This window comes from Pseudomonas sp. IPO3774 (genome assembly GCF_013386835.1).
Classification (GTDB): domain Bacteria; phylum Pseudomonadota; class Gammaproteobacteria; order Pseudomonadales; family Pseudomonadaceae; genus Aquipseudomonas.
In genome coordinates this window covers 44,560-68,414 of sequence record NZ_JACAQY010000005.1, presented here as the reverse complement: position 1 = coordinate 68,414, position 23,855 = coordinate 44,560, and the positions used below count along the sequence as shown (strand labels likewise).

Genomic DNA, 23,855 nt, shown 5'->3' with positions numbered 1-23,855 from the left:
AGGTGCCGCATGCCTGACGTGACCCAACCCCGTTTCAACATACCGGATGTGTTCTGGCTGGCGCTGCAGAGCGTCGGGCTGGAGCCGTCGGTGGTGTTGCGTCAGGCACGCTTGCCCATGACCCTGCATATCCGCGAGCGGCGAGACCGGCGGCAGGTGACGACGCTGGAGTTCTTTCGCTTGTGGGAGGCGGTGCGCATACTTAATCCTGATCCGGCTGTCGGGATATTACTGGTGACGCGGCTGGATATCACCGCGCTTCCACCCTCCAGCTTTGCCGCTTTTATCGCCCGGGATTATCGGGATGGCCTGCACCGCCTCGCCCGCTTCAAGCAATTGTGCACACCCGAGCGCCTGCTGGTTTGCGAGGATGGCCGTGCCTGTACGGTGACCATCGACTGGTTGCACACGCCAGAATTACCGCCTGCGCTGCTGGTGGATGCGGCGTTTGCGACGTTTGTTGAATTGGGGCGACGGGGAGCACGGACGCAGATCACTCCCCTGCAGGTCGAACTGGCTCGCCCGGACGATGGCAGCCGTGCACTGGCCGAGTTTTTCGGTTGCTCCGTGCGTTTTGGTGCCGGGCGCAACGCGCTGATACTGGACGCCGCCGATCTGGACCGACCTTTTCCGGGGTACAACCCGCAAATGCTCGAAATGCTGAACCCGGGCCTGGTGGCAGCGCTTGCGGAGGCCTCGACACCGGCCAGCATCAGCCATCAGGTCAAGATCACCCTCAAGCGCTTCCTGGCCAGTGGCCGCCCCGAGATGGTCGAGGTAGCGCGGGAGCTGGGCATGAGCGAACGCACGTTGCAACGGCGCATTACCGAGGCCGGCACCAGTTTCAGGCAACTGATGCTGGAAACCCGCCAGGAAGTGGTGCGGCATCTGCTCACCGAGCCGTCGATTGAGATAGACGAGATCGCGTGCCTGGTGGGCTATGAAGATACCAACTCGTTTTATCGTGCGTTTCGTTCCTGGGAGGGGACGACGCCGGCTCGGTGGCGGGCGTTGCAGACGCCCTCATCGTCTCATTGACGCTATGCCGACAAAGCCTTCTCGGCACTGCGCGCCATGATCTGCAAATCCTCGAACGGGTTTCTGCCAATCAACATGAACGCATGGGACGGGCTGGACCAAAACACCACGTTCATGCCCCGGCGCTGCTCGGTGGCCATGGCCACCGCACCTTTTTTCGCCGCCGTAATGCACAGCGCCAGCGGGCCGTGGCGCGCGTCGAGGTAGGTCAGTTGGCCGATCAGTACGCCGTCATAATCGAGGATTTGTGCGCGGCGAAATTCGGCGCCAGGCAGGTGTACTGCATCCGGGTTCAACGGCAGGCCGAGCTGGGTCCCGACCGAACTCAGCTGGGCGATATGGGAGTCGGGATCGGCGCTGAGGTTTTCCAGGGTCTGGGGCGTATACAGCGCCATGTATTCGGCCACCGAGGCACGCCAGCCCGAACCGGGCTCAGGCCGGGGCCAGGTCATGAACAATCGATCAGCGACCACACCGGCCACCGCAAAGCTTGCTGCTACCGCGAGAAATTTGCGTCGACTCAGGGTGGGTGTTTGTGCCGGCGGCAAGGCATCGAGCATCACCTGCAAACGCTCTGTAGGGGCTTGATCGAGAACCGAATCGAAGGCTGATTTGAACGGCAAGTGGCCGCGCTTGAGCAGCTCCAAGCGGGCCGTCACGGCATGATCGATCCCCAGCAGGTTATCGATAACCTGACGCTGCTGAGGGTCTAACTCACCGTCCAGGTAAGCCACCAGCAGTTCATCCGACGGTGGTGTATTTTGAGTCATCGTCGTTCTCCGCTCGATTTATCCAACAAGCCGCTTGAGTGCGCAGTTTCAGCCAGCTTCATGCGTGCAGCGGCCAACCGGCTCATCACCGTTCCTACGGGAATATGCAGGACTTCGGCAATTTCCTTGTATGAGAGGCCTTCGACGTAGGCCAGAAAAACAGTCTCCCGCTGCGCTTCGGGTAATGCATTGACGCGCTTGATCACCTGCGCGGCCAGGACCTGGTCCTGAGCCAGGGCTTCACCGTCGAACGACAACGCCTGCTCGGCGTCGACAAACCCCTGCCCTTGCCGTACTCGCTGGGCGCGCAATTCGTTAAGCCAGATCGAATGCATGATCGTCAGCAACCAGCGGTCCAGCCGCGTGCCAGCCACGAACTGGCCTGCACGCTCCAACGCCCGCACGCAGGTGGCTTGCACCAGGTCATCAGCCACATGCTTTTGTCGCGACAGCACCAGCCCGTATCGCCATAAACGTGGCAACAGCTGGCTCAACTCTCGGCGCAACTCAGCGTCTGTGGTGATGGCAATCTCCCGGCTGTTCGCTCACAGCTTCAAGCCTGAGGCGCGGCGGCGATGGCTTCAGCCAGGTCTTCGTACTCTTCGCAGGTGGTGCTGCACAACGCCTTGATCTTCACCAGTTGCTCCTGGGCCAGGTCCACACGGCCCTTGATGACGTAGGCCTCCCCCAGGTACTCACGGACTTGTGCGTAGTTGGGGTCCAGTGCCACGGACTTCAGGTAGTAGCTGATGCCTTCATCGGTGCGCCCCAGTTTGCGGGTGGCGTAGCCGCGGTAGTTCAGGGCCTTGGCGGTGTTCGGGTTGTGCAGGGTGTCGAGCAGTGACAAGGCTTCTTCATAACGCCCGTCCTTGGCCAGGCGATAGGCGTAGTCGGTGCGGTCGGCGTCCGACGTGGCCTTGCTGGTTTGCAGCACGCACTTGCCGGTCTTGGTATCCCAGACCTGGCCTTTGGGGCAGTTGGGCTTGGGCGGCGCCGATTCGTCACCGGAGGCATGGGCCTGGCCGGCCAATAGCGCGGCGGCCATACAGGCGCCAAAGAACAAAGCGGTGCGGTAACCAACGGCGTGCTCGGGACGATTCTTCATGGCATTCATGCTCCGTAACGATAGGGAAAGTACAGCAGCAAACTCAGTAGGGAAGATCGCCACGAGGGGCCGGCAGCATGCGGCGCAACGTGCTGTCGCGCTGGATGTAGTGATGCCACAGCGCGGCGCAGGCATGCAGCCCGGCGAGTACGATGATCGCCCAGGCGACATTGTTGTGCAGGCCACCCAGAGTGCCTCGCAATTCGTGATCGATCACAAAAGGCGCTGGCACCGGGAACAGTCCGAAAAAGTTGAAGGGCTCGCCTTGGGCCCAGCGGAACAGGAAGCCCAGGGTCACCTGCGTCAGTAACAACAGGTATAGACAGCCGTGGGCGATTTTGGCGGCCACGTTAAGCGCAGGGTGATTGTCGGCCTTTGGGTGATTGCCGCCGAACAGACGCCAGAGGATACGTGCAGCGATCAGCACTGCCATGGCGATGCCGAGGGAGATATGGACGGATTGCAGGCCCTTGCGCAGCGGCGTGCCTTTTTCCAGGTTTTCCCAGATATGGGCGCTGGCGAACATGAAGATCACCAACGCGGCGGTCAGCCAGTGGAAGGTGCGGGTCAGGCGGTCGTAGCGGTCGGCGGGGCTGTTCATGGGCGTTTCCTGGGGGGGCTGTGTGGTGAACACCGCAGCAGGAAAACTTATTCAGAGGGAGAGTAAAATTCACAGATTAGACCTGTTTATTTTCCAACCCCGCATCCTTGGTCAAAATATGCGAACTAAATGCTAGAAACTCCCCCAGGTGTTTTGTGATGATCGCTACGGTAATCGGCAGTTGAAGCGTCTGGTACTCGTGAACAGCAATGTTACGGAACCCGACCATGTTCTTCAGGTTGGTCAGCAACGCAGGATTGACCCAACCGCCCTGGCATAACAACTCAAACACGTCACGAGCGCCTTGTGGAACGCCCAGGCGCTCACGACGAATCAAGTGCTGGCCCATATCCAGCGCTGCCTCACAGGCACGCTGAATATTCAAAATCGCCGCATCCTGGCGCGTGAAATCTGTGGCGAAGCTGGTGGGATCTTTATCGTATTCCTGACGGGCGCGCGCAACGTACCGCTCAATGCTGGCTGCTTTATTGATGAGAACATCATCGACCATAAACTTTCCCTTCCTTCTGGATATCCGCCAACAACTCAGCCCTTGCCGTGTCCAGCGCGGTTTTTTCGCTCAGGACGTAGCTCTCGAATAAACCCGCCTGGACGTTCCCGGACCAGAGCCGACGCCCAGTGGTCAATACTTGGTATTGCATTACCGTTGAGGCTGCGCGCAAATCAAGCAAGTCGACGGGAACTCCAACGATATCGGCCAACTCCCCGGAGAGCTGCCATAGCAATAAAGGCTCGACCACTCCCGCAGAAAGGACCGCAACATCCAGATCACTCTCACTACCTGCCTCACCCGTCACTTGGCTACCGAACACATACACAGCCAATAGTTCGGGAACTTCAGCCTGCAAACGCGCCAGTACTTTTTTAAAATTCATGACTGATGTCCGAAGCGCCAATTAACGAAGACCGTAGCAGAATCCATTATGCAGTTTCTGACTGAAAGCAAAAAAACCCCGACAACATTGAAGTTATCGGGGGTTTTTCATTTTTCAATAATGGCGGAGAGATAGGGACACTCTGCTAAATGCCCCGCGCGCGCCCAAAACACAAGCGCCATAAGGGCTACAGCTGAGTTTTGGTGCAAAATGGTGGTACAAAACAGTATCTGTATTGGAAAAATGCGCGTCTCAAACCAAACAGAAGTCGGCCACATCATCTGCCCTTCAATACAAGGTCGGTCTGCTTCATCACAAAGACGGAGGCAACACCGGCAAGATGGTTGATGGTCTGTGCGAGGTTCGATGATGGCGGCACATAACCGGCGCTCTTACCATGGGAGACGCTTTTATCGTTCCTAGAAGCCCCTACACATTGGAAAATCGTAGCTGTACCTCGCAACATCTGAGAGGTGTTTTCATCAATAGCCCCTGATGCCTTCAACGCTTTCATAGTGAGAGTGGAAAGCCGTTCCACAGCCTCTTTCTCGTAACCACTTTCACCTAGTGACCTGAGGCACCCTTTCAGCACAGTTTCGATGTGGCTACAGCTCAACGTGATGGAAAGCTCTGGATCAGTCAGGACGCATCCCCTAGCCTTCAACCATGAGTCCAGCAGCATGGTATTGCCGCTAAAAAGTCCATCGAGGTCTGCATCAATTTCGGTTTTCTCAACAGTCACAAATTGAGAAAGGGACTGAACCGCAGAGGCAGTTTTCAGGTACTCCCGCTCAAGGTTCACCAGCAAATCAGCTACCAGTGAATTTAGAACCTTGTGGTCACTGACACGTCTTTGCATGTCAGTACCAGCTTCCTCCAACGAGCAGTAATTCCAGTAATCAAAATCGCTTGGCCGAGGCGCCTCTTTCCAGCAAATCTTCAGCTCTCGACCAGTGAATGCGAGATAGCACAGTGTGTGCCCAATGGGGTCTCCTTCATGGTCAAGAATTTCATCAAAGGCAATGGTTTCACTGTTGCCACCACACCCAAGACCTTCGACCAAATCGAGTAGCTTTTGCTCGAAAGCTCTCAATCCATGCAGCAATTGCAGGTTCTCGTTTTTTACTTTTGCTGATCGAGCGGCCAGCTCTAAAAATCCATCTTCACTCATTTTCTGAAACCATCAGATCTTTCAGCTTTTCCAGAATGTAGATTGCCACTGCACCAGCAAGATTGTTGGACAGACGTGCCTCATCAGCATTGGCGGTTTTGTCACCACCATGCGCTGTACCCAAATGTGTTCTTAATGCACCGGCACTTTGTGATATGCCCTTAACCCCACCAAAAAAGGCTTTAATATCTGCTGTATGGTCTTCGCCATTGGGAAACTTTAACGGCGGAAAATCTGCAACGACAGCATTTATGAAATCGGTAATTGTTTTTTTGTTGCCTAAAGGAATTTTCCTTTTTTCGAGGTAATGGCGGCAAACAGATTCAAGAAACTGGGTTGTGCGCGTTAGGGAGTCGCTTGCATCCGTGTCAATTGCCAAGCGTGCTTTCACCCACTGCTTTTCAAAGTAATTGCCATTCATCAAATCAGATAAATCTTTATGAATGCTCTCGCTTTGAATGTCTGAGAATTCTGACAGAAGCCGAGCAGAGCCTTTAGCCTCACCAAGCATTTCAGAAACGGCTTCTTCAACGGCAATCCAGAGCGAATTAATTGAATCTCTTGAAGCTACTTTGGTTAATTTCTCATCATCTTTAAAATCGCCAATATAGTGGACAGTCATTTCTCCTTCGCGAGCTGTCCCATAATTGTGTCCGTCTTCATGAGTGGTAGAAGTTAGAACGCGAAGATTACTTCCATCAAAATTCAATTTGGCGTATTCCCAATCATCTTCATCGACCATGCCCAACACAATTTTCTTACCTGTGACGTATAGGCTCAATCCATTCAGAGCTTCGCGCAATTCTTTCTCAACAATTTCAAGCCCAGTACGGACCTCACTCCGGGTTTCAAGAACCTGCTGGGACATGCGTTGTAGAGCTTCCTTTCTAGTAGTCATGTGATACCTAGTCAACGAGAGACACGATGGAGGTTGTGAAAGACGATACCCCACAGCTCAATGTCTTCCCACTATCCAACCTCAATGCTTGCATTGAGGGGGTAGTGAGCCAGCAAAATAGGCTAGTTGCCTAGGCGCGAGCTGTACTCCTTGCAACAAAAGTCAGCCCCGATGACCATCGCCACAATGTCACTATCCAAAGGCTCCCCGAAAGGACCGTCCGACAAACGACCAGTGCGATACGCTGCCCCCTAACTGCACCTACCCATGTCAGTTGCGGCTAAACCGCCCTTTCATCCAATGCCAAAAGCCCTTCTTTTTCTCCGCGACTAGCTGATTGTGAGCTTGCTGCAATTCCAGCTCTTTGCCATCCAGTGCCGCTTTCAGGTCGATAGATTGACCCTTTAGCTTATTGAATTGGTCGCTTGAGTTCTGCCAAAGACTGTGGGCTTTTACGAGCCTACTGTGCGTGGCTTTAAGCTCTTCATCCTTTGCAGTGATTTTCTGATAGAGAAGCGCACAATCACGTTGTCGATTAGCCTCTGTAGCCTTCAACTTTTCAGCTTGGTCAGCGGCAAATTCACGATGGAATTTAGTGCTGACAGGATCAGAAACAATCTTCGCGTAGACCTTCTCAGAAAGTAGTTCTTTAGTCTTAGCAAATCGTCTCTCAAGACTACCTTCAAGATCATCTTGGCGTATATGTTGTTCGACCCTCAAACCTGGTCCCACCTTGACTTCAATGATGGGTACGCAGTGCGCCTCGAAATCATCAATTTTAGGACGTTCACACTGGTGCTCCACCCAAACCTCAATGGCGACCTTCCCACCCCATTTTTTATAGAACGGATTGTCCTCTGTAAACTCGCCGTAAAGGTCCGGGTAATAAGTGCGCCCATTACCAAAACGAAGCTCTGCTTCGTCAGCCACAAGCCTTGTGAACTTGAAGGGCACCACTTGGTTGCCAAACACAAAACTGATAGTTTCGAGTTGCGATAAGGCAGCAATTACAAAAGCATGCGAAATCGATTCTCCATCGCTGCTTGTGCTTCCACCTGAAGGTTTATCAAGGTTTTTGTATCTGAACCAACCGTTTTTTACCGCAACCATTGGCTTACGCTTATGCTCGCGTGCATGAGTGCTGTAGAACGATAACGACTCATAAAAATGGTAATTCTCACGCTTCAGCTTTAAAGCTTGCCAGATAAAAAAAAGCTTATATCGGCCATCTTCGCGGTTAATGAATCCATTAGAATTTTTTGCACAAGCCCAGATTTTCATAATGTACTTAGGGTATCCATTCCAAAAACGATCTAGTCGGTACAGGACCTTACAGGATTGGTGTGTGCTCTTACAAAAGGATGATCGGCATCTTATCGGCTAACCATCATCACGGGAATTGAACCCTCAGCAATCAACGCCTTCAGCAAACTCCCCCGAGAAGTCTATTATTGATGCATCCTAGGCATTGGGACTGGTCAAATTTCAAGCAAAAAAAAGCCCCAATCCGAAGATCAGGGCTATTTTTTTAGTACAAAGCGCTGGTACAAGCTCGCTTTACCAAACCCTTATAAACTATTGATTTATAAGGGTTTTTAATATGGCGGAGAGATAGGGATTCGAACCCTAGGTACCGGTGAAGGTACAACGGATTTCGAATCCGTCCCATTCGGCCACTCTGGCATCTCTCCAACGGCGCGCATCATAACAGCCTGTTTCCTGGAAGCAAAGCGCCAAAGCGATTTTTTTCCGTGCTATCAGATGCTTGCGTCGGTTACAGCGGTACGCCGAGACGATTGGCGACTTCTTCGTAGGCTTCGATGACGTCACCGAGGCCCTGGCGGAAGCGGTCTTTGTCCATCTTCTTGCGAGTGTCTTTGTCCCACAGGCGGCAGCCGTCCGGGCTGAATTCGTCGCCCAGGACGATGGAGCCGTCGTGGAACACGCCGAATTCCAGTTTGAAGTCCACCAGCAGCAGGCCGGCGTCGTCGAACAGTTTGCTCAGGACGTCGTTGACCTTCAGCGACAGCTCCTTCATGCGAGCCAGTTGCTCAGCGGTGCCCCAACCAAATGCCACCACGTGGGATTCGTTGATGAACGGGTCACCCTTGGCGTCGTCTTTCAGGAACAGCTCGAAGGTGTAGGGGTTGAGCTTGAGGCCCTCCTCCACGCCCAAACGCTTCACCAGGCTGCCGGCCGCATAGTTACGCACGACGCACTCGACCGGGATCATGTCGAGTTTTTTCACCAGGCATTCGTTGTCGCCCAGCAGTTTGTCGAATTGGGTCGGAATGCCGGCCGCTTCGAGTTTCTGCATGATGAAGGCGTTGAACTTGTTGTTCACCATGCCTTTGCGGTCGAGCTGTTCGATGCGCTTGCCGTCGAACGCCGAGGTGTCGTTGCGAAACAGCAGGATCAAGCGGTTGGCGTCGTCGGTCTTGTAAACCGATTTGGCTTTGCCGCGGTAGAGTTCTTCACGTTTTTCCATGATGGGCTCCGCTTGCTAAGTAGGTGGGCTAGGCGATGTGTCGCCAGTCGAGCCCTGAATCTTGATCGGCCAGTTGCAGCCAGTCCGGGTCGCACCCAAGGGTGTCGACAAAACATTGCCGGGCCAGCTGCGGCAGGTTGTTCTTGCTGCTCAGGTGGGCCAGGACCAGGTGTTGCAGGTCTTGCCAGCCCAACTCATACACCAGGTACGCCGCCTGGTGGTTATTCAAATGTCCAAACTGCCCGCCGACCCGCTGCTTGAGAAAGGCCGGGTAGTGGCCACGCGCAAGCAGGTCACGGCAGTGGTTGGACTCGATCATCAATGCGTCGAGGTCCCGGTAACCGTCCAGCACCTTGGCGCAGTACGAACCCAGGTCGGTGAGCAGGCCAAAACGCCGTTCACCGTCGCTGAATACGTATTGCGTCGGTTCCTGGGCATCGTGGGCCACTTCAATCACATCGATGCTCAAGGCACCGATCTGCAATTGTTCGCCACCGGCCAGCAAACCTGCGGGTTCAATCGGTTTGCGCATCCCGCGCAAGGTGCCGCGACTCAGGTACACCGGAAGATTGTAGCGCCGAGACAGCAAACCCACGCCATGCACGTGGTCGGCATGTTCGTGGGTCACCAGAATCGCGCTCAACTGCGCGGGGTGAACCCCCAGGCGCAGCAGACGCCGCTCGGTTTCCCGCAGGGAGAAACCACAATCCACCAGGACGTACGTGTCGTCGTGGGCTACAAGCGTGCCGTTCCCTTGGCTACCGCTGCCGAGAACGGCAAAACGCATCGGATCAGCCCAGGTTGTCCTGAATCACGCCCAACACTTTGCGCGCCACTTCTGCCGGCGCCACGGTGTTGATGTTTTTCTCGACGGTGACTTGCACGCTTTCGCCTACCTTGCTCAAACGAACCTGGTAACGCTCGGCGCGGGTCTCGATCTCTTCCTTGGTCGGCTTGCTGCCGAACAACTTGCTGAAGAAACCTGGCTCGTCGTCTTTCTTCTCGGCTTTTTCGGCCAGGTTGATGTAGTACAGGCCCAGGCTGCGGTTGATGTCTTCAACGCGCCATTCGCCGTGCTCCAGCGCGCGGCCGACACTCGACCAGGCGCGATCCAGGTCTTCACCCAGGTTGAGCACCACGTTGCCGCTGCCGTCTTCGCTGAGGCTGACGCGGCTAGGTGTGTCAAAGCTACCGGCGGCGAGCAGGGAGACGGAACCGCCCTTCTCGGAGATACGGCTCATGCTGGCGAGCATTTCGTCGACCAGGGCAGCGTCCACGCCGGTGTTGACCGAACGTGGGGTGAAATCGACGTTGGCGGTGCTGCCGGCAGGACGCTCGGCGCTGACTACGTAGACTTCACTGGTGTTGCGTTGCACGCCTGGCTCGATACGCACGCGGATGCGGGCTTCGCTGTCATTGGCTACACCACCGGCCTGCAGGCGCTTGGCCATGGATGCCGACAGTTCGCTGGTGTGCTGCCACGCGGTGGTGAACTCACCGGTCTGCGGGCGTTGTTCGTCAATGCGGAAACCGTTGTCCTGGAAGAACTGGACCGCCACCGGCCAGACTTCGGCAGGTGGGCGCTGGGCCATGACCCAACGGGTGTCGCCGCTCTTCTGCAGGCTGTAGTCGCTGGCGTCGGCCACGGCCGACAACGGCTGTGGACGCGGCACTTCGTATTCACCCTTGACGGTGTCGTCGGCCACGTTGCGCGGAATCGGCAGCAACGGGTCAAGGCGCTTGGCGACATTGACGTCCGGCGGCAATTTCATCGGGGCGGTTTGTTGGGCTTCCAGGTAATCGCTACCGCGGTCGCGGAAGTAGCCTTCCGGGCCCCAGATCCAACCGCAGCCACTGGTGCTGGAGATAATCAAGGCAAGTGCGGAAAGTCCGGCCAATCGCTTCATGCGTAGTGCTTCCTCAATTAAACCAGGACGCCGGACTGGCGCAGGGCCTGTCGCAGCGGTTCGTGACAGGCTTCGCTGAGCCAGGTGAGCGGCAGACGGATACCGTCCGGCATCAGGCCCATCTCATGCAGCGCCCATTTCACGGGGATAGGGTTGGATTCGATAAACAGGGTTTTGTTGAGCGGTGCCAGTTGTTCGTGGATCGCCCGGGCCTTGACCGCATCACCGGCGATGGCCGCGGCACACAGCTCGCTCATGGCGCGCGGTGCAACGTTGGCAGTCACCGAGATGTTGCCTTTGCCGCCCAGCAGGATCAGCTCGACCGCCGTGGCGTCGTCACCGGAGTACACCAGGAAGTCGCTGCTGACGCCGGCCAGGATGTCCTTGGCGCGCTGCAGGTCACCGGTGGCTTCCTTGATACCGATGATGTTCGGTACGGTGGACAGGCGGATCACGGTCTCGGCCTTCATGTCGCAGGCGGTACGACCGGGTACGTTGTAGAGGATCTGCGGGATATCGACCGCTTCGGCAACGGCGCGGAAGTGCAGGTACAGGCCTTCCTGGGTCGGCTTGTTGTAGTACGGCGTCACCAGCAGGCAGGCATCGGCGCCGGCTTTCTTGGCGTTGCTGGTCAATTCGATCGCTTCGCGGGTCGAATTGGCGCCCGTGCCGGCGATGACAGCAATGCGCCCTGCAACGCGCTTGACCACGAACTCGATCACTTCGATGTGTTCTTCCACATCCAGTGTGGCCGATTCACCTGTGGTGCCGACCGCCACGATGGCGTTGGTGCCCTCTTGCAGGTGGAAGTCCACCAGTTTGCCCAGGCTGTCCCAGTCGAGATTACCTTGTGCATCCATGGGTGTGACCAGTGCCACCATACTGCCCGCAATCATGCAACCGCTCCTGCCGGAAAAAGAGAGCGGTAATGGTACTGGCGCCAAGATGCTTGTACAAGCGAAGTACCGCCTGAGGATGCGTTCTGGATCAACTTAGTTCGCAGCAGCGCCATCATTCTGCCAAAGCGGGGTTTGATGAAGCTGATTACGTAATGAAAACGCCACCTCCTAGCCCTTGGCGATGGTTTTCGCTACCCTTCAACCTTTGATTGATACCGCTTGCATCGTATCGACCGCTCATCGCTTTAGGAAGGCTGCATGTCCACCCCCACAGTCCGCGAACAATTCCTTGTCATCAGTGCCCTTGGCGCCAACCCCATGGAGCTGACTAACGTCCTGTGCCGCGCCAGCCATGAAAACCGCTGCGCCGTCGTGACCTCCCGCCTGACCCGCCATGGCGAGTGCAGTGCGCTGGTCCTGCAGATTTCCGGGACCTGGGATGCCCTGGCCCGCCTTGAAACCGGTTTACCGGGTTTGGCGAAGAAGCATGACTTCACGGTCAACGTGGTGCGCAGCGCCGCCCTGGAAAACCGTCCGCAGGCCCTGCCCTACGTGGCCTATGTCAGTTCGGCCTACCGCTCGGACATCGTCAACGAGCTGTGCCAGTTCTTTATCGACCACAACGTCGAGCTGGAAAACCTGACCTGCGACACCTATCAGGCTCCGCAGACCGGCGGCACCATGCTCAACGCCACCTTTACCGTGACCTTGCCGGCCGGCGTGCAGATCAGTTGGCTGCGCGACCAGTTTCTGGATTTCGCCGATGCCCTGAACCTCGACGCACTGATCGAGCCTTGGCGCCCACAGAACCCTATGTAAGGAAGTCTTCATGTCTGTAGTGATCGACCAACCGGTAGCCGACTTCGAAGCCCAGGCCACCAGCGGGCAAACCTTCAGCCTCGCCGGGCTCAAGGGCAAGCAAGTGGTGATCTACTTCTACCCGAAAGACAGCACCCCGGGCTGCACCACTGAAGGCCAGGGCTTCCGTGACCAGCATGCTGCGTTCAAGGCGGCCAACACCGAGGTGTTTGGCGTGTCCCGGGACAGCGTGAAGTCCCACGAGAACTTCAAGGCAAAGCAGGAATTCCCCTTTGAGCTGATCAGCGACAAGGACGAAGCGGTTTGCCAGCTGTTTGATGTGATCAAGCTGAAGAAGCTGTATGGCAAGGAATACCTGGGTGTTGATCGCAGTACCTTCCTGATCGACAAGAATGGCGTATTGCGCCAGGAATGGCGCGGTGTGAAAGTGCCAGGCCATGTGGATGCAGTGCTCGAAGCGGCACAGGCGCTGAACCAGGCTTGATTCACCTGCTGGCTTTGAAATAGCTATCGCAGGCAAGCCAGCTCCCACCTGTGATCATTGTTCGACAGGACAACTCAGTCAATGTGGGAGCCGGGCTTGCCCGCGATGAGGCCTGCACCGGCACCACAAATATCAGAGTAACGGCGCCACCACCGGCTCCTGCCGAGGCCAGGCATCCAGCACCGCCTTGAACAGCGTCGCCAGGGGAATCGCAAAGAACACCCCCCAGAAGCCCCACAACCCGCCAAACAACAACACCGCACAGATGATCGCCACCGGATGCAGGTTCACCGCCTCGGAGAACAGCAGCGGCACCAGCACGTTGCCGTCCAGCACCTGGATGATGCCGTACACCGCCATCAGGTAGATGAACTGATCACTCCAGCCCCACTGGAACAGCGCGATCAACATCACCGGCACCGTCACCACCACCGCGCCAACGTATGGCACCACCACTGAAACACCCACCAGCAGCGCCAACAGGGCAGCGTAGTTAAGCCCCAGCGCGACAAAACCGATGTAAGTGACGCCACCGCAGATAAAAATCTCGATAACCTTGCCGCGGATGTAGTTGGCAATCTGCCGGTTCATTTCCTCGGCGACCCGGGTAATCAGCGCACGCTCACGGGGCAGATAGCCACGCACCCAGCGACCGATCATCTCGCGGTCCTTGAGGAAGAAAAACACCAGGATCGGCACCAGTACCAGGTAGATCATGATGTTGACCAGCAGCGGCAAGCTCGAAAGGGAAAAGGTCAGCGCCCACTGTCCGAACTTTCCGATTTCGCCGCGAGCCACCTCAATGGCCTGCAGGACCTGCTCGTCCGACACCAGGTGCGGATAGCGCTCAGGCAACAGCAGCAGCAATGACTGCCACTTGGCGAGCATGCCCGGTAGCTCGTTGAACAAGGTGATCAACTGGTGCCACAGCAAAGGCACCACGATCACGATAAATACCAGCAACAGCCCCATGAACAAGGCAAACACTAGACCCACCGCTGCCCCACCCGGCAAGCGCAGACGCTCCAGGATGGAGACCAGGCCTTGCATCAGGTACGCCAGCACCATCCCCGCCAGTACCGGCGCCAGCATGCCGCCCAAAGTGAGCACGGCCGTAAAGGCAAGAAACAGCAGGACGGCCAGCACCACGGCTTCTTCGTCGGAGAAGTAGCGCTGAATCCAGTCACGTAACACTTTGAACATCAATAAACCTCAGGCGATAAGGACAGCATATTCAAGCGATTCAGGCCTTGCGCAACCAGTAACGATAGACGCCCGCTTCGTCTTCTTCATGCAGCAGGGTGTGGCCGGCCAGCTTGGCAAACGTACGAAAGTCCCGCTGGGAGCCAGCGTCCGTGGCGATCACCTTGAGCACCGCGCCGCTGGCCAGCCGATTGAGCTCCAGCTTGGCCTTGAGCAAGGGCAGCGGGCAGTTAAGGCCACTGGCATCCAGTTCGGCATCGAAGGCTACAGCGTCGGTCATGGTCTAACTCCGGGTGGGCGTCGAGGGCGCTTAGAATATCTGGTCCGAAGCTCAGTGTCCGGCTACAGTAAGCTCTTTGTCGAAAGGCTTTGTGCATGACTTTTTTGCGCCCTACCCTGCTGACGCTGGCTTGCCTGCTTGCCTCTCCAGGCTTCGCCGACGACCTGCCGTCACTTGGCGACGCCAGTTCTGCCATTGTCTCGCCAAAACAGGAATACGATCTGGGTCGGGCATGGCTGGCCTACCTGCGTGGCCAGGTCTCGCAACTCAACGACCCGCAGCTCAAGGATTACGTCGAATCCAGCGTTTATAAGCTGGTGGAAACCAGCCAGGTCAATGACCGGCGCCTGGAATTCATTCTGATCAACAGCCCGCAGTTGAACGCCTTTGCCGCACCGGGTGGCATCGTCGGGGTCAACGGCGGCCTGTTCCTCAACGCCCAGACCGAAGGCGAATATGCCTCGGTACTGGCCCACGAATTGGCTCACTTGTCCCAACGTCACTTCGCACGAGGCGTGGAAGCACAGCAGCGCATGCAGATCCCGATGATGGCTGCGCTGCTCGGCGGCATCATCGCTGCCGCCGCTGGCGCAGGCGATGCGGGCATTGCCGCGATCGCCGGCAGCCAGGCCGCCGCGATCCAGGAGCAACGGCGCTTTTCCCGGCAAAACGAGCAAGAGGCTGACCGCATCGGCATTCTCAACCTGGAGAAAGCCGGCTACGACCCACGGTCCATGCCAACCATGTTCGAGCGCTTGATGCGCCAGTACCGTTTCGATGCCAAGCCGCCTGAATTCCTGCTGACTCACCCGGTAACCGAATCGCGGATCGCCGACACCCGCAACCGTGCGGAGCAAGCCAAGCTGGGTGGCATTGAGGACAGCCTGCGCTATCAACTGATCCGTGCTCGAGTGCAACTGTATTACGAAGACACCCCGGGGCTGGCCGCCAAACGTTTCCAGGCCCAGCTGGATGAAAATCCGAAGAACGATATCGCGCGTTATGGCCTCGCCATCGCTCAGATCAAGGGTGCCCAGTTCAACCTGGCCCGGGAAAACCTCAAGCCGCTGCTGGCCAAGGCGCCCAACGACATCACCTACAACCTGGCGCAGATCGAGCTGGACATGACCAACAATCGCCTGCCGGATGCCCAGCAGCGTACGGACCGAATGTTGACGCAATATCCAGGCAACTATCCGCTGAACCAGGTTCGTGTGGATCTGCTGCTCAAGCAGAACCGCAACGCTGACGCGGAAAAAGCCCTGGAAGGATTGTTGAAGTCTCGCCCGGACGATCCGGACGTCTGGTACCAGGTTGCGGAAACCCGTGGCTTGTCGGGCAATATCATCGGCCTGCATCAGGCCCGGGCCGAGTACTTCGCGCTGGTGGGAGATTTCAAGCAGGCCATCCAGCAATTGGATTTCGCCAAGCGTCGCGCCGGCAGCAACTTCCCGCTTTCGTCACGTATCGACGCACGCCAGCGTGAACTGATCGACCAGGAACGCATGATCAAAGACATGATGGGCTAAACCTTTCAGCCACAAAAAAGCCCCGCTCTCGAACATCGAGAGCGGGGCTTTTTATTGGACTAGCGGATTACTCGGCCAGTTTGAAGGTAATGAAGCTGGCACGCCCCTGACGCAGGACGCGCATCGACACCGAACGGTTCTTCGGCAGCGCCTTGGCGATGTCGGTGAACTCTTTGGTGGAGTTGATAGCCTGGTTGTTCAGGTGGGTGATGACATCACCTGGTTGCAGGCCGATCAGGGAGGCAGGACCGTCCTGGACTTCCTTGATCACTACACCGCTCTTGAGGTCGAAGCTCTTTTTCTGTTCGTCGGTCAACTCGACTACAGCAATGCCCAGGCGATTGCTGCTGCGCTCGGCACCTGGCTTGCTGTTGCCCAGCGCATCCAGCGCCGCGCCTTCTTCCGGGATCGCACCGACGGTCAGTTCGACGTTCTGGCGCTTGCCGTCACGAATCACTTCCAGCTTGGCCTTGCTGCCGGCCTTGAGCGCGCCCACCAGGTGTGGCAAGTCCGCAGACATGACGATCGGCTGGCCGTTCATGCTCAGGATCACGTCACCGACTTGCAGGCCACCTTTGGCAGCAGGGCCATCGTCCTGGATCTGCGCGACCAGGGCACCGGCCGGCTTGTCGAGACCGAAGGATTCAGCCAGGTCCTTGTTCACTTCCTGGATCACCACGCCCAGCCAGCCGCGGCTGACTTTGCCACCGGTTTTCAGCTGGTTCGAAACGTCCATGGCCACATCGATCGGAATCGCGAACGAAACGCCCATGAAACCACCGGAGCGGGTGTAGATCTGCGAGTTGATGCCAACGACTTCACCCGCCAGGTTGAACAACGGACCGCCGGAGTTGCCCGGGTTGATCGGCACGTCGGTCTGGATGAACGGCACGTAGTTTTCGTTCGGCAGGCTGCGACCGATGGCGCTGACGATACCCTGGGTCACAGTATGGTCAAAACCAAACGGCGAACCGATGGCGACGACCCATTGGCCGGCTTTCAGGTCCTGGGATTTGCCCAGTTTCAGCACCGGCAGGTCCTTGCCTTCGATTTTCAGCAGGGCCACGTCGGAACGTGGGTCGGTGCCCACCAGTTTGGCTTTCAGCTCACTGCGGTCCGCCAGGCGCACCAGGATCTCGTCGGCGTCGGCAATCACGTGGTTGTTGGTGAGGATGTAGCCGTCAGGCGAGATGATGAAGCCCGAGCCCAGGGACTGGGCCTCACGCTGGCCGCCACCACCGCCACGCGGCGTGCGCGGCTGGGGCATGCCGCGTTCGAAGAACTCCCGCAGCATCGGCGGCAGGCCTTCCAGGTCGGGCATCTGCTGGTTGGAGACCTTACGATCCGGCAGCTTCTGCGTAGTACTGATGTTCACCACGGCAGGCGACGCCTGCTCCACCAGTTGGGTGAAGTCAGGCAGCTCGGCCGCTTGCGCGGTAACGGCCTGACCCAGCACCAGCACCGTGGCGACTATGGATAGGTAAGACTTCAAACGTGGTATCGACATACAGCTCCCGTTACGACGAGCAGGGTTGAGCGACAGGGTTCAATAAACGCCGAAAAACTGCGACCGACATTTTTGTTCCGCGAACAAAACAAGGCCAGGGCCGTTAAGCCCTGACCTATAAAAAACATAGGGGATATTAGCAAGTGAAAAAAATGATCCAGACATTTCATGCTCTCGGCAGAGGCAGGCATCGACTATCTCCTGCGCAACATTGAAATATCAGGATGAACATAGGATTAACAACTCAAGGCTTGGCGGGCACGGTGCCACTGCGTAGTGACAGCGCTATTCGCTCGGCGGTGCCAATCGGGATCTCGCCGACGACGGTCACCATCACCTCGCCTTCCAGGGTATTCAACCGCCGTGAAACGGCGACTGTCGGGCCCAACTGGGTGCGGGTCTCGTTTACGGTCGCACCGTTAAGCGGCTCCAGGAATACCGAAAAACGCGCCAGACCATCGTCATACATCAGACTGCTGACGGTTACCTTGGTGTGGGAGTCTTTATGGGCACTGCTGTTGACCAGCTGAAAGCCTGGTGGCAACCAGTCGAGGCGCCAATCCTGAGGGATCTCGACCTCCGGGGCCTTGGCGTTGGTCACCGCCACCAGCGTGCATTCGCCACTGGGCTGCAAATCACGATCGTCAGGCACCGATGTATTGAGCTGGGTGAACTGGAAACGCTCCAGCAACTGGCCCTGGTCGTTAAGCAACAATGACTTCAATGGCAGCGCAGTTTCACGATCCAGATGCAGCTCAAAACCATAACGGTATTGATCGCGGGGGGTCACGGAGACGATCACCGCATTCCGACCGGCCACGCGCGATTTGCCGATGACGGCAAGATCGTAGAACGCTTTGAGTTTTTGCGGATCAAGGGTACGCGCAGAGGTATTGGGGGAGCCCCCAAGCCCGGCAACCAGCGTGCCGCTCACGCATTGGGTACGGCCATCGACGCGCAGGACTTCCTGGGCAGAACCATCGAGCTGCAAAAGCCGCTCACGGACCTGACCATTCTGGACACGATGCCAGATGTCATGGGTAGAAAAACTACCGTTACGCTCGTAGATGAAGGTGCCCTGAAAGCTTTGCTGCTGCTCCGCCCGCCCAAGACGCGTCAGCCAGTCTTGGGCTTCATCGGCATGGGCGGGGACTGCAAACCAGCCACTGAGCAAAAGCGCAAGGAGCGGTATGGCGCGCATAAAGCTCCTTGGCGAACTAGCGGTTTTCCAGGCTTGCAGCGCGGGCGTAAGGCAGAGCGCTTTCAGTGCCTTTCAAGGCCGATTCCTGTGCGTGTTGGCGCAGGTAGCCTGGAAGACGCTGATCCTGCCAGCCGGATTGCCCTTGAAGTACACCGTTGGCCATAGGCCCGGTGGTATCGGAGCTTTCCTTGTAGCCGGCCAGTACGGCTGGACCCTTGACCTGCGGGCCGGCCATGACCGGTTGCTGGGTCTGCTGGGCCAGTTCGGCACCGGCGATTTCGTCCTGGTTGTACAGGCGAACACCTGCCAATACAGCGACGGTCACCGAAGCAGCGACTGCCAGACGGCCCAGGCTACGCCAAGGACCGCGAGCAGCTTTTGCCGGAACGGCTTCATCAGCCAGTGCAGCAGAAACGGCCGCAGCAATATCCAGACGAGGGATTAGAAGATCCTTGTGCATCACCGCCCGAGCGACTTGGTAACGAGACCAGGTATCACGGGTTTCGGCATCATCAAATGCATTAAGCACTCGACGAAGTTCCAGTTCATCCGCTTCGTTATCCATCACTGCGGACAGCGATTCCTGCAGGGCATCACGACTCATGGCGGTTCCTCTCTTGGCTGTCGCCGCTGTCTCAGTTTTCCTGCAACAACGGCTGCAGGGCTTTATCGATGGCTTCCCGAGCCCGGAAGATCCGGGAACGTACGGTACCCACCGGACATTGCATGACGCTCGCAATGTCTTCGTAACTCAGACCATCGAATTCACGTAAAGTTAACGCCGTACGCAAATCTTCTGGCAGTTGTTGAATAGTGCGATGGACGGTTCCTTCGATCTCGTCGCGCAGCAATGCACGCTCCGGCGACTCGAGATCCTTGAGGCCGTGATCACCATCATAAAATTCAGCATCTTCCGAACTAACATCACTATCCGGCGGGCGGCGACCGCGAGAAACCAGATAGTTCTTCGCCGTGTTAATGGCGATGCGATACAGCCACGTGTAAAACGCACTGTCACCGCGGAAATTACCGAGTGCACGGTACGCCTTGATAAAGGCTTCCTGTGCAACGTCCTGCGCTTCATGGGTGTCGTGCACAAACCGCACGATCAACCCGAGAATTTTGTGCTGGTATTTCAGCACTAGCAGATCAAATGCCCGCTTGTCGCCGCGTTGAACGCGCTCGACCAGCTGCTGATCCTCTTCCTGGGTTAGCATGAACACTCCTCGTTGTACTTGAAGGAGGCTTGCATAACTAATCGATCAGGCTTGCAAACATAGACTCGGACTTTTCGCAAAAGTTCTCCCCCTCCAAGCAAGTTTCCGGCGCGCACTGATTTGGCACACACGAAAAACGCAGCGCGGGCAATGCCGGCTGCGCGAATAATCTGTCGCCAGTTTCCTGACGCGCCTGACACAGACGCGGCTCAGCAAATCCAGCGTGTTCCCAGCTTTCGGGCATCCTGCTATTGAGTCGGGGCCTATGCAAAAAGTTCCCATCCCAATCGCTGTCCGTTTCATGAAAGCCGTGCAGTTCGTTGCCCGTAGTCTCACAATGCCACGAATGCCCGGCTATTGTGCCGCTCCCCCCCTCTATATACTAGTGGGCCGTGTCACCCTTTGATTCGCCGATCCAGGCGTCCTGTTTGCGCCCCCTACGGATCGCTTTTTGCGGAATCCTTCAAATGAGCCAACAGTTTCAACACGATGTCCTGGTGATTGGCAGCGGCGCCGCGGGCTTGAGCCTTGCACTGACCCTGCCGGGCCACCTGCGCATAGCCGTACTGAGCAAGGGCGACCTCGCCAATGGCTCGACGTTCTGGGCCCAGGGCGGTGTCGCCGCGGTGCTCGATGACACCGACACCGTGCAATCCCACGTCGAAGACACCCTGAATGCCGGCGGCGGCCTGTGCAATGAAGAAGCGGTGCGTTTCACCGTCGAGCATAGCCGCGAAGCCATCCAGTGGCTGATCGACCAGGGCGTGCCCTTCACCCGCGACGAACATTCCGGCACCGACGACGGCGGCTTCGAGTTCCACCTGACCCGCGAAGGCGGCCACAGCCATCGGCGGATCATCCATGCCGCCGACGCCACCGGCGCCGCGATCTTCAAGACCCTGCTCGCCCAGGCCCGGCAACGCCCCAACATCGAACTGCTGGAACAGCGGGTCGCCGTCGACCTGATCACCGAAAAGCGCCTTGGCCTGCCGGGCGAACGCTGCCTCGGCGCCTACGTGCTCAACCGGGCCAGCGGCGAAGTCGACACCTACGGCGCGCGCTTCACCATTCTCGCCTCGGGCGGCGCAGCGAAGGTCTACCTCTATACCAGCAACCCCGACGGCGCCTGCGGTGACGGCATTGCCATGGCCTGGCGTTCGGGCTGCCGGGTGGCGAACCTGGAATTCAACCAGTTCCACCCCACTTGCCTGTATCACCCGCAGGCCAAGAGCTTCCTGATCACCGAAGCCCTGCGCGGCGAAGGCGCACACCTGAAGCTGCCCAACGGCGAACGTTTCATGCAGCGCTTCGACCCACGAGCAGAACTGGCCCCGCGAGACATCGTCGCCCGGGCCATCGACCATGAAATGAAGCGCCTGGGCATCGACTGCGTCTACCTGGACATCAGCCACAAGCCCGAAGCCTTCATCAAGACCCATTTCCCGACGGTCTACGAGCGCTGCCTGGCGTTCAATATCGACATCACCAAGGGCCCGATCCCGGTCGTCCCGGCGGCGCACTACACCTGCGGCGGCGTGATGGTCGACCAGAACGGCCGCACCGACGTGCCCGGCCTGTACGCCATTGGCGAAACCAGCTTCACCGGCCTGCACGGCGCCAACCGCATGGCCAGCAATTCGTTGCTGGAGTGTTTCGTGTACGCCCGCTCCGCCGCCGCCGACATCCTTGAACAGCTGCCGCGCATTCCGGTGCCGGCCGCCCTGCCCCGCTGGGACGCCAGCCAGGTGACCGATTCGGACGAAGACGTGATCATCGCCCACAACTGGGACGAGTTGCGGCGCTTCATGTGGGACTACGTGGGCATCGTGCGCACCAACAAGCGCCTGGCGCGGGCGCAGCACCGGGTTCGACTGTTGCTGGATGAGATCGACGAGTTCTACAGCAACTATAAAGTCAGCCGCGACCTGATCGAGCTGCGCAACCTGGCCCAGGTGGCGGAACTGATGATCCGCTCGGCCATGGAGCGCAAGGAAAGCCGGGGATTGCATTACACCCTCGACTACCCGCAAATGCTGCCCGAAGCGCGCGACACTATTCTGGTGCCAACCACCTACGGCGGCTGAACTTCAAGCGCACCCGCAGGCGCCGATGCACATCGGTAGCCTGCGAATCCCGTGGCACGCAGATCGAACGCACCCGCCAGTCACCCTGCACCCGAAAGCGCAGCACCACGATCAACGGCAACGCCAGGCTGTCGGGGCGCAGTTGCACGCTGTGCCAGCCACGCGAGGCGCTCCACAACTGCCAGCCATCCTCGTCGCGACGCAGGCCACGGATCGACGAACGGTGAGTCAGCAGGATATGACGCGGCAATACCCAACCGGCATGGGCCAGGCACAACAAGGCGCCAAAGGCTCCGAACCACGGGGACACATCGAGAAACCACAGCGCACCCAGTGCGAACGCCTGGGCGAAAAGATAAGCCGCCAGCAACTGCCCGGAGGCGTGCCAGCGGCATTCGAACGTATTACTTGGGCTGGACACGATCCAGAATCATCCGAACCATGCGCTGCAGCTCCGGGTCTTCCGATTCGGCGCGTTCCATGAACCAGCCGAACATGTCCTGATCCTCGCATTCCAGCAGCTTGCGGTAGCAGTCGCGGTCGACGTCGTTGAGGTGCGGATAGACCTCCCTGACGAACGGTACCAGCAACACGTCCAGTTCAAGCATGCCGCGGCGGCTGTGCCAGTAGAGGCGATTGAGTTCTACATCTTCGACCATGGAGCGCTCCTCAAATAGAGCGCAAGTATACAGGCCGAAGCTGCCTGGAACAGTCGGCTTTGGTCGGCCATACGGAAACTATCCATTTGCCGGGCGCCCCTCTATGATGCACTCATGACTTTTTAACCTGCGATGACCCATGGCTGACTCTGCTTTTTTCTGCCCCCTGTCCCACGAAGGCGTTCTCGCCGTCCGCGGTTCCGACGCTGCCAAGTTCCTCCAGGGACAACTGACCTGCAATCTCAACTACCTGAGTGACACCCAGGCCAGCCTGGGCGCGCGCTGCACCCAGAAAGGGCGCATGCAGTCGAGCTTCCGCATCCTGCTGCAAGGCGATGGCGTGTTGCTGGCCATGGCCACCGAACTGCTGGAGCCACAACTGGCGGACCTGAAAAAGTACGCCGTGTTCTCCAAATCCAAACTCACCGACGAAAGCGCTGCCTGGGCGCGTTTCGGTGTGTCGGATGCCGATCAGGTACTGGCCGGCCTCGGCCTCCAACTACCCGCCGAGACCGACAGCGTGGTGCGCAGCGACGACCTGATCGCCATCCGCGTATCGCCTGGCCGTGCCGAACTCTGGGCCCCCGCCGCCCAAGCTCAAACCCTGCACAGCCAACTCGCCGCACAATTGCACGAAGGTGAACTGAACCAATGGCTGCTGTGCCAGATCCGTGCCGGTATCGGCCAGGTCATGCCCCAGACCCGCGAACTGTTCATCCCGCAGATGCTCAACCTGCAAGCCGTCGGCGGCGTCAGCTTCAAGAAAGGCTGCTACACCGGCCAGGAAATCGTCGCGCGCATGCAGTATTTGGGCAAACTCAAGCGTCGCCTGTATCGCCTGAGCCTGAATGCCGGCGAGCTGCCTGAGCCCGGCACCCCACTGTTTTCCCCGAATCACAACAGCGCCATCGGCGAGGTGGTGCTTGCCGCCCGTGCCGATCAGGCGATTGAACTTCTAGCGGTGCTGCAAGCCGAAGCAGCAGAGAGTGGCGATGTGCATGTAGGCACGCTGGAAGGCCCGGGCCTTCAGCTGCTCGACCTGCCCTACCAGCTGGACCGTGATCGCGAGATCCAGCGCTGATCGTCGTACCTTTTTGCT

Annotated in this window: 27 protein-coding genes and 1 tRNA gene; 6 read left to right on the top strand and 22 right to left on the bottom strand. The window is 57.9% G+C overall.

The annotated features are described in order from the left end of the window. Positions 1-9 precede the first annotated feature (9 nt). Positions 10-1,038 (top strand): AraC family transcriptional regulator, encoded by a 1,029-nt coding sequence (locus HYE77_RS01990; protein WP_177068338.1) that lies wholly within the window; start codon positions 10-12, stop codon positions 1,036-1,038. A 2-nt stretch (positions 1,039-1,040) separates the two neighbouring features. On the opposite strand, the gene HYE77_RS01985 is transcribed toward HYE77_RS01990, so the two are convergent. From HYE77_RS01985 to dapA, 14 genes are all read right to left on the bottom strand, one after another. Continuing rightward, on the bottom strand, positions 1,041-1,808 hold the full coding sequence (locus HYE77_RS01985; RefSeq protein WP_177068337.1) for an anti-sigma factor: 768 nt from the start codon (positions 1,806-1,808) through the stop codon (positions 1,041-1,043). Continuing rightward, positions 1,805-2,302 carry an RNA polymerase sigma factor gene (locus HYE77_RS01980; protein WP_003211943.1) on the bottom strand — a complete coding sequence of 166 codons (498 nt, stop codon included), beginning with the start codon at positions 2,300-2,302 and terminating at the stop codon, positions 1,805-1,807. The genes HYE77_RS01985 and HYE77_RS01980 overlap by 4 nt, the downstream gene beginning before the upstream one ends. A gap of 59 nt (positions 2,303-2,361) precedes the next feature. Further along, a complete protein-coding gene (locus tag HYE77_RS01975; RefSeq protein ID WP_003211945.1) occupies positions 2,362-2,913 on the bottom strand; it encodes a tetratricopeptide repeat protein in 552 nt (183 codons plus the stop codon). Positions 2,914-2,956: 43 nt separating this feature from the next. After that, positions 2,957-3,514, bottom strand: coding sequence for a cytochrome b (locus HYE77_RS01970; protein WP_177068336.1), 558 nt, complete (start codon positions 3,512-3,514; stop codon positions 2,957-2,959). Positions 3,515-3,590: 76 nt separating this feature from the next. Continuing rightward, entirely contained in the window at positions 3,591-4,025 is a 435-nt protein-coding gene (locus HYE77_RS01965; RefSeq protein WP_177068335.1) for a DUF86 domain-containing protein, read from the bottom strand. Continuing rightward, on the bottom strand, positions 4,015-4,410 hold the full coding sequence (locus tag HYE77_RS01960) for a nucleotidyltransferase domain-containing protein (RefSeq protein ID WP_017479235.1): 396 nt from the start codon (positions 4,408-4,410) through the stop codon (positions 4,015-4,017). Before HYE77_RS01960 ends, HYE77_RS01965 begins: the two co-directional genes overlap by 11 nt. A gap of 277 nt (positions 4,411-4,687) precedes the next feature. After that, positions 4,688-5,581 carry an abortive infection family protein gene (locus HYE77_RS01955; protein ID WP_177068334.1) on the bottom strand — a complete coding sequence of 298 codons (894 nt, stop codon included), beginning with the start codon at positions 5,579-5,581 and terminating at the stop codon, positions 4,688-4,690. Next, complete coding sequence (locus tag HYE77_RS01950) at positions 5,574-6,449, bottom strand: abortive infection family protein (RefSeq protein WP_256347092.1); 876 nt, start codon at positions 6,447-6,449, stop codon at positions 5,574-5,576. The genes HYE77_RS01955 and HYE77_RS01950 overlap by 8 nt, the downstream gene beginning before the upstream one ends. A 300-nt stretch (positions 6,450-6,749) precedes the next feature. Next, positions 6,750-7,760 carry a hypothetical protein gene (locus tag HYE77_RS01945; RefSeq protein WP_177068333.1) on the bottom strand — a complete coding sequence of 337 codons (1,011 nt, stop codon included), beginning with the start codon at positions 7,758-7,760 and terminating at the stop codon, positions 6,750-6,752. 320 nt (positions 7,761-8,080) lie between these two features. Beyond that, positions 8,081-8,170: transfer RNA gene (locus HYE77_RS01940), tRNA-Ser, on the bottom strand. Positions 8,171-8,253: 83 nt separating this feature from the next. Continuing rightward, positions 8,254-8,967: a phosphoribosylaminoimidazolesuccinocarboxamide synthase gene (gene purC / locus HYE77_RS01935; RefSeq protein WP_003211975.1), complete on the bottom strand. Its 714-nt coding sequence runs from the start codon at positions 8,965-8,967 to the stop codon at positions 8,254-8,256. Between the two features lie 28 nt (positions 8,968-8,995). Beyond that, entirely contained in the window at positions 8,996-9,754 is a 759-nt protein-coding gene (locus HYE77_RS01930; protein ID WP_003211977.1) for an MBL fold metallo-hydrolase, read from the bottom strand. 4 nt (positions 9,755-9,758) lie between these two features. After that, a complete protein-coding gene (bamC, locus tag HYE77_RS01925) occupies positions 9,759-10,874 on the bottom strand; it encodes an outer membrane protein assembly factor BamC (protein ID WP_177019696.1) in 1,116 nt (371 codons plus the stop codon). Positions 10,875-10,891: 17 nt separating this feature from the next. Continuing rightward, the gene (dapA, locus tag HYE77_RS01920) at positions 10,892-11,770 is read right to left on the bottom strand and encodes a 4-hydroxy-tetrahydrodipicolinate synthase (protein WP_003211981.1); all 879 of its coding nucleotides are present in this window, start codon (positions 11,768-11,770) and stop codon (positions 10,892-10,894) included. 261 nt (positions 11,771-12,031) lie between these two features. On the opposite strand from dapA, the gene HYE77_RS01915 reads away from it, so the two are divergent. Beyond that, positions 12,032-12,592 carry a glycine cleavage system protein R gene (locus HYE77_RS01915; protein ID WP_003172487.1) on the top strand — a complete coding sequence of 187 codons (561 nt, stop codon included), beginning with the start codon at positions 12,032-12,034 and terminating at the stop codon, positions 12,590-12,592. Positions 12,593-12,602: 10 nt separating this feature from the next. After that, on the top strand, positions 12,603-13,076 hold the full coding sequence (locus tag HYE77_RS01910; RefSeq protein WP_003211984.1) for a peroxiredoxin: 474 nt from the start codon (positions 12,603-12,605) through the stop codon (positions 13,074-13,076). A 132-nt stretch (positions 13,077-13,208) separates the two neighbouring features. Here the strand turns inward: HYE77_RS01910 and HYE77_RS01905 are convergent, their stop codons facing one another. Next, the gene (locus HYE77_RS01905) at positions 13,209-14,279 is read right to left on the bottom strand and encodes an AI-2E family transporter (RefSeq protein ID WP_003211986.1); all 1,071 of its coding nucleotides are present in this window, start codon (positions 14,277-14,279) and stop codon (positions 13,209-13,211) included. Positions 14,280-14,319: 40 nt separating this feature from the next. Then, positions 14,320-14,559 carry a sulfurtransferase TusA family protein gene (locus HYE77_RS01900; RefSeq protein ID WP_003211989.1) on the bottom strand — a complete coding sequence of 80 codons (240 nt, stop codon included), beginning with the start codon at positions 14,557-14,559 and terminating at the stop codon, positions 14,320-14,322. A 95-nt stretch (positions 14,560-14,654) separates the two neighbouring features. Here HYE77_RS01900 and HYE77_RS01895 point away from each other — a divergent pair, with 95 nt between their 5' ends. Then, positions 14,655-16,088, top strand: coding sequence for a M48 family metalloprotease (locus tag HYE77_RS01895; RefSeq protein WP_087692605.1), 1,434 nt, complete (start codon positions 14,655-14,657; stop codon positions 16,086-16,088). A gap of 67 nt (positions 16,089-16,155) precedes the next feature. On the opposite strand, the gene HYE77_RS01890 is transcribed toward HYE77_RS01895, so the two are convergent. The 4 genes from HYE77_RS01890 to rpoE all read right to left on the bottom strand — a co-directional run bounded on the left by HYE77_RS01890 (position 16,156) and on the right by rpoE (position 20,013). Then, positions 16,156-17,595 carry a DegQ family serine endoprotease gene (locus tag HYE77_RS01890; protein WP_003211993.1) on the bottom strand — a complete coding sequence of 480 codons (1,440 nt, stop codon included), beginning with the start codon at positions 17,593-17,595 and terminating at the stop codon, positions 16,156-16,158. Positions 17,596-17,839: 244 nt separating this feature from the next. Then, the gene (locus HYE77_RS01885; RefSeq protein WP_177068332.1) at positions 17,840-18,796 is read right to left on the bottom strand and encodes a MucB/RseB C-terminal domain-containing protein; all 957 of its coding nucleotides are present in this window, start codon (positions 18,794-18,796) and stop codon (positions 17,840-17,842) included. Between the two features lie 16 nt (positions 18,797-18,812). Next, a complete protein-coding gene (locus tag HYE77_RS01880) occupies positions 18,813-19,400 on the bottom strand; it encodes a sigma-E factor negative regulatory protein (RefSeq protein WP_003172479.1) in 588 nt (195 codons plus the stop codon). Between the two features lie 31 nt (positions 19,401-19,431). Continuing rightward, complete coding sequence (gene rpoE, locus HYE77_RS01875; RefSeq protein ID WP_003172477.1) at positions 19,432-20,013, bottom strand: RNA polymerase sigma factor RpoE; 582 nt, start codon at positions 20,011-20,013, stop codon at positions 19,432-19,434. Positions 20,014-20,480: 467 nt separating this feature from the next. On the opposite strand from rpoE, the gene nadB reads away from it, so the two are divergent. Further along, positions 20,481-22,097 carry an L-aspartate oxidase gene (nadB, locus tag HYE77_RS01870; RefSeq protein ID WP_003211997.1) on the top strand — a complete coding sequence of 539 codons (1,617 nt, stop codon included), beginning with the start codon at positions 20,481-20,483 and terminating at the stop codon, positions 22,095-22,097. Here the strand turns inward: nadB and HYE77_RS01865 are convergent. Together HYE77_RS01865 and HYE77_RS01860 are read right to left on the bottom strand one after the other, a co-directional pair. Further along, on the bottom strand, positions 22,066-22,518 hold the full coding sequence (locus HYE77_RS01865; protein WP_177068331.1) for a protein YgfX: 453 nt from the start codon (positions 22,516-22,518) through the stop codon (positions 22,066-22,068). The two genes, nadB and HYE77_RS01865, sit on opposite strands and share 32 nt — an antisense overlap. After that, complete coding sequence (locus HYE77_RS01860) at positions 22,502-22,756, bottom strand: succinate dehydrogenase assembly factor 2 (protein ID WP_003212000.1); 255 nt, start codon at positions 22,754-22,756, stop codon at positions 22,502-22,504. The genes HYE77_RS01865 and HYE77_RS01860 overlap by 17 nt, the downstream gene beginning before the upstream one ends. 139 nt (positions 22,757-22,895) lie before the next feature. Here HYE77_RS01860 and HYE77_RS01855 point away from each other — a divergent pair, with 139 nt between their 5' ends. Beyond that, positions 22,896-23,837 (top strand): folate-binding protein YgfZ, encoded by a 942-nt coding sequence (locus HYE77_RS01855; protein ID WP_177068330.1) that lies wholly within the window; start codon positions 22,896-22,898, stop codon positions 23,835-23,837. Positions 23,838-23,855 lie beyond the last annotated feature (18 nt).

Bases quoted from the DNA above. Each gene is read 5' to 3' on its own strand.
- HYE77_RS01990 (WP_177068338.1), top strand. From the start codon at position 10: ATGCCTGACGTGACCCAACCCCGTTTCAACATACCGGATGTGTTCTGG.
- HYE77_RS01985 (WP_177068337.1), bottom strand. From the start codon at position 1,808: ATGACTCAAAATACACCACCGTCGGATGAACTGCTGGTGGCTTACCTG.
- HYE77_RS01975 (WP_003211945.1), bottom strand. From the start codon at position 2,913: ATGAAGAATCGTCCCGAGCACGCCGTTGGTTACCGCACCGCTTTGTTC.
- HYE77_RS01970 (WP_177068336.1), bottom strand. From the start codon at position 3,514: ATGAACAGCCCCGCCGACCGCTACGACCGCCTGACCCGCACCTTCCAC.
- HYE77_RS01965 (WP_177068335.1), bottom strand. From the start codon at position 4,025: ATGGTCGATGATGTTCTCATCAATAAAGCAGCCAGCATTGAGCGGTAC.
- HYE77_RS01960 (WP_017479235.1), bottom strand. From the start codon at position 4,410: ATGAATTTTAAAAAAGTACTGGCGCGTTTGCAGGCTGAAGTTCCCGAA.
- HYE77_RS01955 (WP_177068334.1), bottom strand. From the start codon at position 5,581: ATGAGTGAAGATGGATTTTTAGAGCTGGCCGCTCGATCAGCAAAAGTA.
- HYE77_RS01950 (WP_256347092.1), bottom strand. From the start codon at position 6,449: ATGTCCCAGCAGGTTCTTGAAACCCGGAGTGAGGTCCGTACTGGGCTT.
- HYE77_RS01945 (WP_177068333.1), bottom strand. From the start codon at position 7,760: ATGAAAATCTGGGCTTGTGCAAAAAATTCTAATGGATTCATTAACCGC.
- purC (WP_003211975.1), bottom strand. From the start codon at position 8,967: ATGGAAAAACGTGAAGAACTCTACCGCGGCAAAGCCAAATCGGTTTAC.
- HYE77_RS01930 (WP_003211977.1), bottom strand. From the start codon at position 9,754: ATGCGTTTTGCCGTTCTCGGCAGCGGTAGCCAAGGGAACGGCACGCTT.
- bamC (WP_177019696.1), bottom strand. From the start codon at position 10,874: ATGAAGCGATTGGCCGGACTTTCCGCACTTGCCTTGATTATCTCCAGC.
- dapA (WP_003211981.1), bottom strand. From the start codon at position 11,770: ATGATTGCGGGCAGTATGGTGGCACTGGTCACACCCATGGATGCACAA.
- HYE77_RS01915 (WP_003172487.1), top strand. From the start codon at position 12,032: ATGTCCACCCCCACAGTCCGCGAACAATTCCTTGTCATCAGTGCCCTT.
- HYE77_RS01910 (WP_003211984.1), top strand. From the start codon at position 12,603: ATGTCTGTAGTGATCGACCAACCGGTAGCCGACTTCGAAGCCCAGGCC.
- HYE77_RS01905 (WP_003211986.1), bottom strand. From the start codon at position 14,279: ATGTTCAAAGTGTTACGTGACTGGATTCAGCGCTACTTCTCCGACGAA.
- HYE77_RS01900 (WP_003211989.1), bottom strand. From the start codon at position 14,559: ATGACCGACGCTGTAGCCTTCGATGCCGAACTGGATGCCAGTGGCCTT.
- HYE77_RS01895 (WP_087692605.1), top strand. From the start codon at position 14,655: ATGACTTTTTTGCGCCCTACCCTGCTGACGCTGGCTTGCCTGCTTGCC.
- HYE77_RS01890 (WP_003211993.1), bottom strand. From the start codon at position 17,595: ATGTCGATACCACGTTTGAAGTCTTACCTATCCATAGTCGCCACGGTG.
- HYE77_RS01885 (WP_177068332.1), bottom strand. From the start codon at position 18,796: ATGCGCGCCATACCGCTCCTTGCGCTTTTGCTCAGTGGCTGGTTTGCA.
- HYE77_RS01880 (WP_003172479.1), bottom strand. From the start codon at position 19,400: ATGAGTCGTGATGCCCTGCAGGAATCGCTGTCCGCAGTGATGGATAAC.
- rpoE (WP_003172477.1), bottom strand. From the start codon at position 20,013: ATGCTAACCCAGGAAGAGGATCAGCAGCTGGTCGAGCGCGTTCAACGC.
- nadB (WP_003211997.1), top strand. From the start codon at position 20,481: ATGAGCCAACAGTTTCAACACGATGTCCTGGTGATTGGCAGCGGCGCC.
- HYE77_RS01860 (WP_003212000.1), bottom strand. From the start codon at position 22,756: ATGGTCGAAGATGTAGAACTCAATCGCCTCTACTGGCACAGCCGCCGC.
- HYE77_RS01855 (WP_177068330.1), top strand. From the start codon at position 22,896: ATGGCTGACTCTGCTTTTTTCTGCCCCCTGTCCCACGAAGGCGTTCTC.